Source organism: Hyphomonas chukchiensis, from assembly GCF_000682695.1.
GTDB classification, from domain to species: Bacteria; Pseudomonadota; Alphaproteobacteria; order Caulobacterales; family Hyphomonadaceae; genus Hyphomonas; species Hyphomonas chukchiensis.
Window position 1 is genome coordinate 20,150 of sequence record NZ_AWFG01000023.1, and the last position, 13,899, is coordinate 34,048.

Below are 13,899 nucleotides of genomic sequence, written 5' to 3' on the forward strand. Positions count from 1 at the left end.
CGCGAATATTGCATTTATACCGCTCTAAATGCGTATTCGCGCCAGATGCAGGAGCGCCCTCATGGCTGATATCACGGTTGTTATCCCGAGCTATAATAGCATCGACACAATCGAGGCTGCCATCGGGAGTGCGCTCGCCCAGACCATTCCGGTTAACGTTATCGTCGTTGACGACTGTTCGAAAGATGAAACAGTCAGAAAGGTTCAGCACCTCGCAGAGCAGAATACAAATCTCAAGCTGATCGTGCAGCCGCAGAACAGGGGACCATCCGCTGCGCGTAATCGCGCAATATCCGAGGTGAAAACCTCCTGGATCGCCATCCTCGATGCCGACGATTACATGCATCCAGACCGGTTACGGAAAATGCTGGATGTCGGCGTCAAGGAACAGCTCGATCTTGTCGCGGACGACCTAATTCGTGTACCTGACACTTCCCAACCCGCAAGCGGCACGCGCCTCTGGGCAGATCAAGCGATCGGTCTTGTCCGCATGGACGCGGGCAGATTTGCGCTCGAGAATCTCAATGCACGCACAGGCAATCGCCGCGAGCTGGGCTATCTTAAACCGATTATCCGGTCCGAATTCCTGACCGCGCACGCGATCGCGTATAATGAGGATATGCGGCTCTCCGAAGACTATGACATCTATATGCGCTGCCTGCTGGCGGGTGCCCGTTTCGGTGTCATCGACCCATGCGGGTATTTCTCGGTCGACTATCCATACTCCTTGTCGAAGGAATTTGCCTCAGCTGACCTGCGGCGCGTCCTTGATCGAGATCGTGAATACCTGACGCATCCCGGCCTTGCGGATGAGGCCAGACGATCAATCTCGCAGCACAAGATCCAGGCCTACAAGCACTGGGCATGGATGCACCTGATCGAACGGGTCAGGGATCGCGATCTGGCTGGCGCTCTGGCGACATTCGTCGCTCCCCCCGTGATCGTGGCGACCTTGCTTGCGCGTGTTATTCGCCACGCATTGGGCAAAGAGCCTGTGCCGCAGTCAGGCGGCCGCGCGGCACAAGTCCAGTCTATCGAACAGATAATGGCCGCCTCTTAGGATTGCCCAAAATAACTAGACGGCGCCCTTGGCGATTATGATCGCCTCTTCGCGGCGTCCCTGGGCGACCATGATCAAAGCCTGAACAATACGCTTCGCCAGTGTCGGCGAAATTAGCGACAGAGCACCGACATAGGACACCACACCAACGCCTACCAGTATGATCATTTCCAACAGGGCATGGATGGTATCATCGATCAGTTGCATACAGATCCAAACGATGAGGCCCATGATCAGTGAAGCGAAAAAGGCAGATGACCCGGCGATAACCTGGCGCTTCATGGGAAAGCCGATTGAGGATTTGACGGCATAGGCCCCAAGCGCCCAAGTCACGAGGGTCTGGCCGAACATTGCCAGCGCCACCGCTTCAAGACTGATGTGTATTGTTGCCCCGACAGCCAGAACTGTCAGGATCAGCCCCACGAGGGAGATCTTGAAGGTCCAGTCGACACGTCCAACGCCGTTCAGGACACCCGAATTGAAAGCGGTTGTGGGCGTGCGAAGTCCCATAAGCAGAAAAACCTGAATCGTTGGAACCGCAGGCACCCATTGGTCACCGAACACAACCGGGATCGCGACAGGTGCCACAACGCAGGCCCCGATAAAGGTCGGATAAGCAATCAAGGCCGCGAGTTTCATTGCGCCTTCGATGGCTCGATAGAGCGTTGGCAGGTCGTGCTGCGTTTGCGCAGCGACCGGCAGGGACACAGCAGCAAAAGGCGTCACGAATGCCGCCTTCGCCTGATCGAGTAATCGGACAGCCATATTGAACATGCCTAGAGCTGCCGGTCCGAGAATAGCGCCGACCAGGCCCCGCGAAACCGTCCCGTCTGCCGCGACGACCACTTTCGTTGCCATGTTCAGCGAGTTGAAACGCGAGAGTTCCCGGGTTTCAGCCCAACTGGACTTGAACGAAGGCCTCCATTTTGCCATTGCGGAAAATGCGATCAGGCGGACGACGCGGCGAGCCAACTCCATGAAAATGAGTGCCCATGCGCTTTGAAGTGTGAAGGCAAGCACAATGCCGACGCCAGCCGCAACAACCGTACCAATGACGTCGACGAGCGTGATCTCGCTGTATCGCAGATCCCTCTGAAGGAGCGCTGCGGGAACTGACGTTAGTGCGCCAATGAACAGGGAGATCGAGAAAAACCGGATCATCGGGACGAGTTCGGCATGATCGAATGCATGTGCGATCAATGGAGCCGCAATATTGATCCCAATCGAGAAGACTGCGGCCAGCACGAGCGACTGCATGAAAACGGAACTGATATGGCCTGCCTGAAGATCGCGACGTTGGATCAATGCGTCATTCAGGCTGCCTGAGGCGAATATCTCCGGAATGGAGAAAATAACCAACGTCATGCCAAAAACGCCGAAATCCATCGGTGACAACAAACGCGCAATGAAAACCAGCGACAGCATGCTGCCTGCCATGCCAAACCAGTTGCCAAGCGCATTCAGGGCAACCGCTTTGCCGGCGCGTCGAAGCAGACTCTGGGTCATTTGAAGCGATCGACTTTCTGAAACGGCTTCATCGAAGCAGCCATTTCGGGTTGGTAGCGCTTTGCAAACATCGACGATGCTTTGGCAAGCTTACTCATTAGCAGGAAATATCTAACAGAATTCCAACGGTTTTCACTAAAAAGTGCTGAGCGAACCCGCCATCTCAGCCCCCGCGCAAGCGATGCGACGATTTGCGATCCTGTTGCTGAGGACATCGCCAACTGGCAGAGTTCATCCACCAGTTTGGGGTCCTGCAAGACTTCCTCACAGCCATATTTTGAGGCGAGAGCCCGTCTCAATGCCGTTATTTCTGACTGCGTAAGAGGCTCGTCGCTCGTGGCGGCGGCGTTTCTCAAATCATCCATGGCGTGAAACCATAGTTTCTTGCGCGCCATCACCGCACTCCGCCTGATCAGCGCGTGGCGTTTGGAAGCCAGATTATGGATTTTCTTCCCTTTGCCCAGATATTCACTGAGCTTCAGCTCGGGATGAATGTTACGAAAGATGATCTTGTCAAACACCGCCCAGGACGATGACATCGCCTCGGCGCTTACCGGCTTGCCCTGCGTTCCCCTGACACCATCATGAATACGCTGTCGGAAAATATACGCCTCCGTGGATACAGGCGTTGCGACCCGCGCGAGACGGATCAGCATGTCATAATCCTGCGAACGAACGAGGGTTTCATCGAAAGGGCCGACAAGGTCGTACAGTTCCTTGCGAACAATCATGCCGGGCTGATGGGCGAACATATCTTCCAACGTCGCGGCTAGAAACTCGTCCGATTCACAGTCGCGCCAGTAGCCATCGCCGAGAATGCGGACACTACCGTCTGGATCGACTTTGAACCGCTCATGTCGCCCATAAGCCATATTGGCCTCGGGATTGCCCGACAGCAGCGCCATCAACGTCTCAAGTCCGTCAGGACGCGCCAGATCGTCATCGTCGAAAATCCATACCAGGCCTTCAGGGACCAGTTGAAGCGCCATGTTCAACGCGGCGGCCTTGCCCCCGTTTGGCTTTGAGATGATGTCTACCCGCCCCTCATAAGCCTTCAGAACCTCAAGAGTGTCGTCTGTGGAGCCGTCATTAATGATGATGATTTTATGGATTGGGTGCGTCTGAGCCAGAAGTGATTCAATGCTCTCCACCAGGAAGGCCGACCTGTTGAAAGTCGGCATCAGGACTGTAACCTTGTTACTCGTCATACTTTATTCCGACATTCACTACAGACGTCCACTTCAGACCTCAAATTGGCACGCCTAGTCATGGCACCGAACTTGCTCTGACAGGCTGTAGCAAGTTGTGCGCCAAACCGTGATTCAAACTGCCTTGGACGGGTTCTGGTTCCGGCGAAAATGGAGGCCCGCGAGTGAAAATCGCTTTTTTTGTCAATGCCTTCCCCATGATGTCGGAGGCTTTCATTGCCAACAGCGCCGCAGCCCTGATGGATAGGGGACATAGCGTCGACATTTATGGGATTGGAAATGTAGATCCCACGGGCCTCTCAGTGAAAGCGCTAGAAGGTCACGCGCTGGACAAGCGCACGGTGAATTTGCGGTGGCCAAAAGCCTGCATTGCGCGATTTACCGGCCTGCCGGTTGCTCTCGGCAGTATCGCACGCAAGAACGGAATTGTTTCACTGGCTCGGCTTCGCCCGGATATTTATCGTCGGTCAATCGGCGACCTTTCGGCGTTTTACCAGGCCAGCGGCTTCGAGGCTGGCGGGGAATATGACATTCTGCACTGCCAGTTCGCCACGCTTGCCGAGAGTGTCATCAAACACCGCAAGGCCGGCTTCCTGAAGGGCAATATCGTCGTCAATTTCAGGGGATATGACATCACCGAGACCGTTAAACAGGTCGGCGCACATGTCTATGATCATATCTGGCCTGAAGCGACGAGCTATATTGCCAATTGTGACTATTTCCGGCGACGGGCTATTGCGCTCGGCTGCCCGGAAGATCGTATTGGCGTAATAGGATCAGGTATACGGCTGGAAAACTTCCCCTTTTCGCCTGCCAACACGATTGAAAGCGGACCTCTCAAATTCCTGATGGTGGGGCGCCTGATAGAGCGCAAAGGGTTTCACATTGCCATCCGCGCGATTGCCCAGTTCGCCAGGGACTCTTCGAAGCCGATCAAAGTTGACATCGTTGGCGATGGCCCGATGCGGCAAGAGCTGGAAAGTCTCGCTGACGATATGGGTTTAGCTGGCGCGGTCAATTTCCACGGCGCACGCGATCATGCCGCAATTGCAGACCTGATACGCCAAACCGACATCTTCCTTGCCCCCTCGATGACCAGCGCAATCGGCGGCCAGGACGCACCAGTCAATACCCTGAAAGAGGCCATGGCCATGGGCCGCCCCGTAATAGGGACACACCACGGCGGCATCCCCGAACTGGTCATCGAAGGTGAAACAGGTGCCTTGGCCGCAGAGGGCAATGTGGACAGCCTCTGCGATGCCATCAAACGTCTCACAGCAAACCGCTCAAATTGGCCCGCGCTTACGCATCGTGCGCGCATGAAAGTCGAGGCGATGTACGCACTCGGCAGCTGCACCAATCAACTGATCCGCCACTATGAGGACAGCCTTACCTGGGCCGCCTCCCACCCCATCCCGCAAATTGAGACCGTGTGAAAGTTTAAATCCATGACAAATCCAGAGAACAAACAGGCCGACGTGACACTGATTGTAACGGCACGCGATCGATTCAGCCTCGCTGTACGCTCGCTCGAAAACCTCGTGGCCGTAACGCGACACCCTTACAAGCTCATCTATATTGACGCGGGCAGCCCAAACTCTGTTGCCAAAGACCTAAAACAGATTTGCGAGAACAATGGCTTTCAATACGTGCGATTTGACCATTTCCTCAGCCCCTGCCAGTCGCGCAATCGTGGCCATCACATGTCGGACACTAAATATGTGGCCTATATCGAGAACGACGTCATGGCCTCAGAGGGTTGGCTGGCTGCCCTTATCAAGTGCGGCGAGGAAACCGGCGCCGAAGTCGTCCAGCCGTTAATATGCCAGGGCATGCCGCTTCATACCGAAATTCATCAGGCCGGCGGTAATTTCACCGAAGACATGGACGCCTTCTTCAAAGGCCCCGTCCTATCACGTCGCCTGGCGGACAAGCACCTTAATCACCAAGGCAAGCGTGTGGATGAGGTTCAGCTGGAACGTACGGAAACCCAGGTCTGCGAAGTCCACTGCATTCTGGTCAGGCGCGATACATTCAACCGGTTTGGTGACTTCGACGAAAACATGCCCTGCTCCAAGGACCATATCGATTTCAGCATCACGATCTGGGCCAATGGCGGCAGGATCATGCTGGAACCATCCTCGGTCGTCACGTTTTGCCATCCAGACCGTCACCATCCGGTCGAACCGATGGACCGGCCGATTTTCATCTTACGTTGGTCGCCCAATTGGCAGCGCAAGAGCCTCAATCACTTCCGTAAGAAGTGGGGCCTTGAAGCTGATCCTTATTTCGAAAAGTATCAAAAACTGACGAAATGGCGGTACCATGATGGCGTCGTCCGCCCAATAATCCGCAAACTTCCGATGATCGGCCACAGCTATAAGGTTCAGGCGATTGCCTCTAAAGTCATGCTCCCCATGATCAGCGCGCTTGGAACGCACCTTGGGAACAGGCAGGCTTCACAAACCGCGAACTGGAACAGCCGGAAAGTGCAAACACCCCACTGAAGCTGATGCCCTTCGAAAACCGGCTTGTGACGCAGTGGTTACAGGCCGGGTTTTCAAGCTCTGCCTGTATGCACAAGGTTTTTCGCTCCGGTCAAAACACCACATGGAAGTTGGTTTGACACTTGCATACCGCTGGGCCATCAAGCTTTCGGGGATCGCAAATGCCAATTTCGGATACAGTCAAATTAATCGGTGATGTAACCATACATCATCCGGCGCTCGTCAACCTGTACGGGTGTCAGGTCGGCGATGGCAGCCGCATCGGCGCCTTTGTCGAGATCCAGAAGGGCGCGACAGTGGGTGAAAAGTGCAAGATTTCATCGCACACATTCATCTGTGAAGGCGTGACAATCGAGGATGAAGTGTTTGTGGGACACGGCGTCATGTTTACCAATGACCGCTTCCCACGTGCAACAAACCCTGATGGTTCAGCCCAGTCTGATGAAGATTGGACGCTTGAATTCACACAAGTTAAACGCCGGGCGTCTATAGGCTCCAACGCAACGATCATGTGTGGCATTACGATCGGCGAAGGGGCGCTCATTGCCGCAGGCGCGGTCGTGACCAAAAACGTCCCGGACCACGCTATTGTAGCTGGAGTGCCAGCAAAGGTAGTGGGTGATGTCCGCAACACTTAAGAACGCTACCGGCAAAACCGTCCGCGGCCCTGCCGCCAAAACACGTAAAGGGCCCAGAATGAGCGCCGGAAATGAAGAAAAGAAAACAGTCAACATAGGCGTCGTCGGTTACGGCTACTGGGGACCGAACCTGGTCCGTAACTTTTCGGAACTACATCAGGCGCGGGTTCACACGGTCGCAGACCTGAACCCGAAAGTTCTCGAGATCGTCGCGCGGCGCTTTCCGGCGACCAAAACGACGACCGATTTCCAGGAAATGATCCGCGACCCGGAGATTGATGCCGTTGCCATTGCAACGCCCGTGAACACCCACTTCTCCCTCGCAATGGCCGCGCTCAAGGCCGGCAAGCATGTCTGGCTTGAGAAGCCGATGGCGGAAACATCCCTCCAGGCCCGCGCGCTGGTCGAAGAGGCCGAAAAGCGCGGCCTGATCCTCCACGTCGACCACACATTCATCTACACGGGCACGGTCCGAAAGATGAAAGAGCTAATTGACGCCGGCGACCTTGGGAAAATCCTCTACTACGACTCCATTCGCGTGAATCTCGGCTTGTTCCAGCGCGACGTGAACGTGATTTCCGACCTTGGTGTCCACGATTTCTCGATCCTCGATTACCTCTTCGAAGAGCACCCAGTGGCCGTCTCAGCAGCTGGCATCAACCACTTCCCAGGCACTCCGGAAAACCTGGCCTACATCACATTGTTCTACGAAAGCGGGCTGATCGCTCACGCAAACGTTTCCTGGCTCGCCCCCGTAAAGGTCCGTCAGATCCTAATCGGCGGCGCGAACAAGATGATCACATATGATGATCTCGAGCCGTCCGAAAAACTGAAAATCTACGACAAGGGCGTCAGCTTTACTGATGATCCAAAGCAGATCCACGAAATGCGTGTCGGCTATCGAACGGGCGACATGTGGGCCCCGAAAGTCGACGGCTCTGAAGCGCTCCGCGTTGAAGGCGAACATTTCGTTGATTGTATCGTCAACGGCACCAAACCGATCACCGATGGCCATCTGGGTCTCCGTGTTGTCGAAGTCATCGAAGCCGCAACCAGCTCCATGCGGGGCCGCGGCGAAACCGTCCATCTCCCACGCCAAGGAAAGTCTGTATGATCCCGTTTGTTGACCTGAAGGCCCAGTATCACTCGATCAAGCCTGAAATCGATGCGGCTATTCAGGGCGTCCTCGAAAGCTGTGCCTTCACACTTGGACCGGACGTGGTTGAGCTGGAAAAAGAATACGCGGCCTATTGCAATAACGCATTCGCCGCGGGTGTGAACAATGGAACGAGTGCTCTCCACCTCGCCCTCCTAGCCGCCGGTGTTGGCCCCGGCGATGAGGTTATCACCGTTCCGCACACATTCGTGGCATCGGCCGCAGCCATCTATTACACGGGCGCTACCATCAAGCTCTGCGACATCGATCCTGTTACTTATACAATGGACCCTGCCGCTCTTGAAGCCGCTATCACACCACGCACCAAGGCAATCATACCCGTCCACCTTTACGGTCAAATGGCCGACATGGACCCGATCATGGCCCTAGCGAAAAAGCATGGCCTCATTGTCCTTGAAGATGCAGCGCAGGCACATGGCGCAGAATACAAAGGCAAGCGCGCCGGCTCTGTGGGTGACCTCGCCGGCTTTTCATTTTACCCTGGCAAAAACCTCGGCGCAGCGGGTGAAGGCGGCATGGTCGTCACCGGCAATGCCGAGTTCAACCGCAAGGTCCGTATGCTGCGTGACTGGGGCGCAGAGAAAAAATATCACCATGAACTGAAGGGCTTTAACATGCGCCTGGAAGGCATTCAGGGCGCCGTCCTCCGGGTCAAGATGAAGTATATCGAAAAGTGGACCGAGATGCGCCGGGATGCGGCAGGCCGGTATGACGAAATGTTCGCTGGCAGCGGTATCGAAACACCTGTCCAGATGGATAACCGTCGGCACGTGTATCATCTGTACGTCATCCGTACGGCCGAACGCACGCGTTGGATTGAAGAGCTGGGCGGCAAGGGAATCCAAACGGGCATCCATTACCCCTACCCTGTCCATTTGCTCCCCGCCTACGCTGACCTCGGCTACAAACAGGGCCAGTTCCCCCATTCAGAGAAGGCCGCCAACGAAGTGCTGTCCCTTCCGATGTATCCGGAGCTGACAGGAGACATGCAGGCCGAAGTCGTTGAAGCCGTGAAGGCACTGTAGAGACGCCTAATCCTGAATCACAAAATCAGCGTCGTCTCACCACGACCCAAAAGCGTAGACTAAGACAAAGGCGACTAAAATGAATCTCGACGGCGCGAATATACTGGTTACAGGCGGGTGCGGCCTCATTGGCTCCACAACCATCGACCAGATCCTGGCGACGAGTAGCCCGAAGAAGATTGTCATTTTTGACAATCTTGTCCGCGGCTCCATGCGCAACGTGAATGAGATCATGAAGGATCCGCGTGTCGAACTTGTCAAAGGCGATATCCGCGACGTGAAAGCGGTCATGGATGTAACAGCTGGCATGGACGCGGTCATACACATGGCCGCTATCCGCATCACCGCTTGTGCAGCCGAGCCGCGTGAAGCAATGGAAGTCATGTGTGACGGCACATACAATGTGATCGAGGCGGCGCAAAAATGTGGTGTCCAGAAAGTTCTCGCGGCTTCGTCAGCCTCCATCTACGGCATGGCGGATACATTCCCGACAACCGAGGACCATCACCCCTACAACAATCGCACATGGTATGGCGCGTCAAAGATCATGCTTGAGGGCCTGCTGCGCTCCTTCAATGACATGTACGGTCTGAACTATGTCTCGACGCGCTACTTCAATGTGTATGGTCCGCGTATGGACATTCATGGAAAGTATACCGAAGTGCTTGTTCGGTGGATGCAGCGCATTGAGGAAGGCACTCCGCCTCTTATTCTCGGTGACGGAAAGACGTCCATGGACTTCATCAACATCGAAGATCTCGCCCGCGCCAATGTGCTGGCACTGAAATCAGACGTGTCGGATGAAGTCTTCAACATCGCTTCCGGCGTTGAGACAAATCTGAACGAACTCGCTGCAGCGTTGATGAAAGTGATGGGAGCCGATCCGGCAATGGTGCCCGAATATGGCCCTGAGCGCTCCGTCAACCCTGTGGCTCGGCGACTTGCCGACACGGCCAAAGCTGAGAAGCTCCTCGGCTTCAAGGCTGAGATCGATCTTGAGGAAGGCCTTGAGCGTCTGGTTGCCTGGTGGCGCGCCAACAAGGACATGTTCGAATGATACCGATTATCAGACCCGTTATGGACCAGGCCGAGGCCGACGCCGCTGCGCGGGTCATTCTCTCAGGCTGGATTACGCAAGGCCCTGAAGTCGCAGCCTTCGAAAAAGAGTTCGCCGCCTATATGGGCGCCGAGCACGCCGTCGCCGTGTCGAACTGCACAACCGGTCTTCACCTCGCACTCCTCGCTGCGGGTGTCGTAGCGGGTGATGAAGTCATTACGGTCAGCCACTCCTATATCGCCACGGCAAATGTGGTGCGCTATTGCGGCGCCGAACCGGTCTTCGTTGATGTTGATCCTTCAACCTTCAACATGGACCCGACGCTGATTGAGGCGGCCATCACTGGCAAGACCCGCGCAATCCTGCTGGTGCATCAAATGGGCATGCCAGCTGATCTGGCCGCAATCGTTTCTATTGCGCGCAAACACGGCCTGAAGGTCATTGAGGACGCGGCCTGCGCAGCTGGATCGGAGATAAAATGGCAAGGTGAATGGGAAAAGGTAGGCCGTGTTCGCGGCGACGCAGCCGTATTCTCATTCCATCCGCGCAAAATCATGTCGACTGGCGATGGTGGCATGATCACAACCCCACACGATGACTGGGCCGCCAAATTTCGGCTGCTCCGCCAGCATGGCATGAGTGTTCCAGATACTGTTCGGCACAAAGCCAATACGGTCATCTTCGAAACGCATCCAGTCATGGGCTACAATTACCGTATGACTGACATACAGGCGGCCGTCGGGCGCGAACAACTGAAACGGCTGCCCGGGATTACCGCGCGCCGCCGCGAGATTGCCCAGCAGTACAAAGCGCAGCTCGCCTCCGCCCAATGGATCGGCCTGCCTGAAGAGCCGGAATGGGCGCGATCCAATTGGCAGAGCTTCTCGATCGAGATACCGGCCACCTGTGATCAGCGCGAAGTAATGCAGAAGCTGCTTGATGCCGGCGTGTCATCAAGGCGGGGCATCATGTGCGCCCATAGGGAAGAGGTTTACAGCGATGTCCCTCTTAATGCGCCACTAACCCAGTCGGAATTCGCCCAGGACAATCGCATTATATTGCCTCTTTATCCTCAGATGACAGACGATGAAATCGGAACTGTGGTCGACGAATTGAAAAAGGCCACGTCATGACCTCACAAGAGATCGCTGGCACCAATACAGAGCTACCGTCCCGCACGAGCGACCGCATTACGACGCTCCGGCCGGAGCGCGGCCTCTTTGATCTGGAGCTCGACCAGATCTGGCGCTTCCGCGGTCTACTGACGACGCTTGTGCATCGGGACGTGATGGTGATGTATCGGCAAGCGGCTCTGGGTGCGACGTGGGCCATTATTCAGCCGATATTTGCAGTCGCGATATTCACGATCGTTTTTAGTCGTATCGCGAAACTGCCAGTGCCGGGCGATACGCCCTACCCCATATTCGCCTTCGCGGCGGTACTGCCCTGGACATATTTTGCCGAGGCTGTAAGGCGCGGTTCGACGGGATTGGTCAATGAGTCCAATCTCGTTCGGAAAGTCTATTTTCCGAGGATGATTATACCGCTGTCGGGCGTGCTGGCTCCGTTGCTGGATTTCACGATCGCCTTCTTCGTCCTTATCGCAATGATGCTGTTGATGGGCGTTACGCCAACCTGGCGGCTCGCCGCCGCATTTCCGCTCGTTCTCGTAGCCGGATCGATGGCGCTCGCGGTAAGCCTCTGGCTGGCCCCGATCAATGTTCGCTATCGCGATGTCAAATACACAATGACCTTCATGCTTCAGATCTGGATGTATGCATCGCCCGTTGTCTATTCGAGCACAATGGTGCCAGAAAAATGGAAATGGGTTTACGCGCTCAATCCAATGGTGGGCGTCATTGAGGGCTTCCGCTGGGCTGTGACGGGCCAAGGTGAGCCGGACATGATGGCACTCGGTATCGGTGTTTCCCTCATCATTCTTTTGCTGTTCGGCGGGCTGCTCTTCTTCAAGCGCCTTGAACGAAACTTTGCGGATCTGATTTGATGACTGAACTCGCGATCAAAGCCGACGGTCTCGGCAAGAAGTACAAGATTGGCGCATCCGTTGCTCAGCATGACTCCCTGCGGGACATGCTTCAATCGATGACCAAAAAGCTCCTCAAACCGAATGATCCTAAGGAATCCGGTGAATTCTGGGCCCTGCGGAATGCATCTTTCGAAATCAATCGTGGCGAAAATGTTGGTATCATCGGTCTTAATGGCGCTGGTAAATCTACGCTTTTGAAAATTCTCTCCCAAATCGTCACGCCGACAGAAGGTCATGCAACGATCCAGGGACGCCTGGGTGCACTCCTTGAAGTCGGGACGGGATTCCATCAGGAGCTAACCGGCCGCGAGAACGTCTTTCTTTATGGATCCATTCTCGGCATGAGCCGCGAAGAAGTCGAAAAGAAGTTTGACCGGATTATCGATTTCTCGGAAATCGCAGACTTTATCGATACGCCCGTGAAGCGTTATTCTTCGGGTATGTATGTACGGCTGGCATTTGCTGTTGCCGCACACCTCGACCCCGACATTTTGCTTCTGGATGAAGTGCTCGCAGTAGGCGACTTCAGTTTCCAGAAGAAGTGCATGGACTTCGCAAAGTCTCTCGAGAAGCAAGGCTCCACCATACTTTTCGTCTCGCACAACATGTTCTCCATCAAGACCATGTGCCCGCGCGTGATTTATCTGAAGAAAGGCGAAGTCGTATTCGACGGGCCAACGGATGAAGGCTTGCGAATGTACGAGGCCGACAGTCGCCTGGCGCAAAGCCCATGGTTTCAGCCAGAGCGCGGGCAGGCACCCGCCATTACATTCACCGATATACAGCTGCTGGACAAGAGCGGCACCGAGAAAACAGTCTTCGACTTCGGAGAAAAGATGACCGTCCGGATCCGCTACCAGACATCCCGCCCAATCAAGAAGGCGGACATCCGGATCGGCATAAACCGCGCTGACGAAATCCACTGCTGCACTTTCAGCACATTGGCCGATCAGATTAATCTGTCTGAGATCGATGGTGAAGGCGAAATAGAACTCGTGACACCGGCACTTGAATTGGTATCAGATCAGTACACCACAACAATCGCGGTGCGCGAGAATGACCAGCAGATTTGCTCTCAGCTGGGCGCAACTTTCCACATACGCCACCCTCTATTTCAATCCAACGCATATGGCGTTTTTCATCAAAGCGGTGAGTGGCGCCTAGATGGAATGAAGAGCGGATTATCTGCAGCGACTGCCAACAAGAGAAGCTGAGATCATGGCTGATGTTGATGTCGTCATCCCATGCTACAATTACGCCCATTACCTTGAGGGCTGCGTGGCATCCATTCTCAGCCAACGCGATGTTGATGTCAGAATTCTGATCATCGACGATTGCTCGCCTGACAACACAGAAGAAGTGGGGCGGCGTCTTGCGGCAGAAGACCACCGCGTTCACTATTCCAAAAATCCCCAGAACCTGCGCCTGATTGCAACAGCCAATCGCGGTATCCTGGATTGGGCGGAGTCTCGCTACACCCTCCTTATTTCTGCAGACGACGCCCTGACTCCAGGCGCGCTGGCGCGTGCTGTTGAGATTCTCGACCAACATCCAGAGGCCGGAATGCTCTATGGCATGGCGGTCATGATGGGCAGCGAAGGACCGCCCCCACACGCGGCAGATATTAGATCCCCCGAGCACGTCATCATGGTGACCTGAGCCCCAAATGGTCCC

General features: G+C 55.2%; 13 protein-coding genes. 11 read left to right on the forward strand and 2 right to left on the reverse strand.

The window, feature by feature from the left end; genetic code table 11:
* Window positions 1-61 precede the first annotated feature (61 nt).
* Complete coding sequence (locus HY30_RS09475; RefSeq protein WP_051615247.1) at window positions 62-1,060, forward strand: glycosyltransferase family 2 protein; 999 nt, start codon at window positions 62-64, stop codon at window positions 1,058-1,060.
* 15 nt (window positions 1,061-1,075) lie between these two features.
* Here the strand turns inward: HY30_RS09475 and HY30_RS09480 are convergent, their stop codons facing one another.
* Window positions 1,076-2,566 carry a lipopolysaccharide biosynthesis protein gene (locus tag HY30_RS09480; RefSeq protein ID WP_034739551.1) on the reverse strand — a complete coding sequence of 497 codons (1,491 nt, stop codon included), beginning with the start codon at window positions 2,564-2,566 and terminating at the stop codon, window positions 1,076-1,078.
* Window positions 2,563-3,747 carry a glycosyltransferase gene (locus HY30_RS19245; protein WP_162176924.1) on the reverse strand — a complete coding sequence of 395 codons (1,185 nt, stop codon included), beginning with the start codon at window positions 3,745-3,747 and terminating at the stop codon, window positions 2,563-2,565. The genes HY30_RS09480 and HY30_RS19245 overlap by 4 nt, the downstream gene beginning before the upstream one ends.
* A gap of 191 nt (window positions 3,748-3,938) precedes the next feature.
* On the opposite strand from HY30_RS19245, the gene HY30_RS09490 reads away from it, so the two are divergent.
* From HY30_RS09490 to HY30_RS09535, 10 genes are all read left to right on the forward strand, one after another.
* Window positions 3,939-5,210: a glycosyltransferase gene (locus HY30_RS09490; RefSeq protein ID WP_034739552.1), complete on the forward strand. Its 1,272-nt coding sequence runs from the start codon at window positions 3,939-3,941 to the stop codon at window positions 5,208-5,210.
* Between the two features lie 12 nt (window positions 5,211-5,222).
* Window positions 5,223-6,281, forward strand: a complete 1,059-nt coding sequence (locus HY30_RS09495; protein ID WP_051615250.1) for a glycosyltransferase family 2 protein — start codon at window positions 5,223-5,225, stop codon at window positions 6,279-6,281.
* Window positions 6,282-6,442: 161 nt separating this feature from the next.
* A complete protein-coding gene (locus HY30_RS09500) occupies window positions 6,443-6,919 on the forward strand; it encodes an acyltransferase (protein WP_034739553.1) in 477 nt (158 codons plus the stop codon).
* A gap of 58 nt (window positions 6,920-6,977) precedes the next feature.
* Entirely contained in the window at window positions 6,978-8,033 is a 1,056-nt protein-coding gene (locus tag HY30_RS09505; RefSeq protein WP_034739554.1) for a Gfo/Idh/MocA family protein, read from the forward strand.
* On the forward strand, window positions 8,030-9,121 hold the full coding sequence (locus tag HY30_RS09510) for a DegT/DnrJ/EryC1/StrS family aminotransferase (RefSeq protein ID WP_034739555.1): 1,092 nt from the start codon (window positions 8,030-8,032) through the stop codon (window positions 9,119-9,121). Before HY30_RS09505 ends, HY30_RS09510 begins: the two co-directional genes overlap by 4 nt.
* Window positions 9,122-9,200: 79 nt before the next feature.
* Window positions 9,201-10,178: an NAD-dependent epimerase/dehydratase family protein gene (locus HY30_RS09515; protein ID WP_034739556.1), complete on the forward strand. Its 978-nt coding sequence runs from the start codon at window positions 9,201-9,203 to the stop codon at window positions 10,176-10,178.
* Window positions 10,175-11,311 carry a DegT/DnrJ/EryC1/StrS family aminotransferase gene (locus tag HY30_RS09520; RefSeq protein WP_034739559.1) on the forward strand — a complete coding sequence of 379 codons (1,137 nt, stop codon included), beginning with the start codon at window positions 10,175-10,177 and terminating at the stop codon, window positions 11,309-11,311. Before HY30_RS09515 ends, HY30_RS09520 begins: the two co-directional genes overlap by 4 nt.
* Window positions 11,308-12,183: an ABC transporter permease gene (locus HY30_RS09525; RefSeq protein WP_034739562.1), complete on the forward strand. Its 876-nt coding sequence runs from the start codon at window positions 11,308-11,310 to the stop codon at window positions 12,181-12,183. The genes HY30_RS09520 and HY30_RS09525 overlap by 4 nt, the downstream gene beginning before the upstream one ends.
* Window positions 12,183-13,439 (forward strand): ABC transporter ATP-binding protein, encoded by a 1,257-nt coding sequence (locus tag HY30_RS09530; RefSeq protein WP_051615252.1) that lies wholly within the window; start codon window positions 12,183-12,185, stop codon window positions 13,437-13,439. Before HY30_RS09525 ends, HY30_RS09530 begins: the two co-directional genes overlap by 1 nt.
* Window positions 13,440-13,443: 4 nt before the next feature.
* Window positions 13,444-13,884, forward strand: coding sequence for a glycosyltransferase family 2 protein (locus HY30_RS09535; protein ID WP_051615253.1), 441 nt, complete (start codon window positions 13,444-13,446; stop codon window positions 13,882-13,884).
* Window positions 13,885-13,899 lie beyond the last annotated feature (15 nt).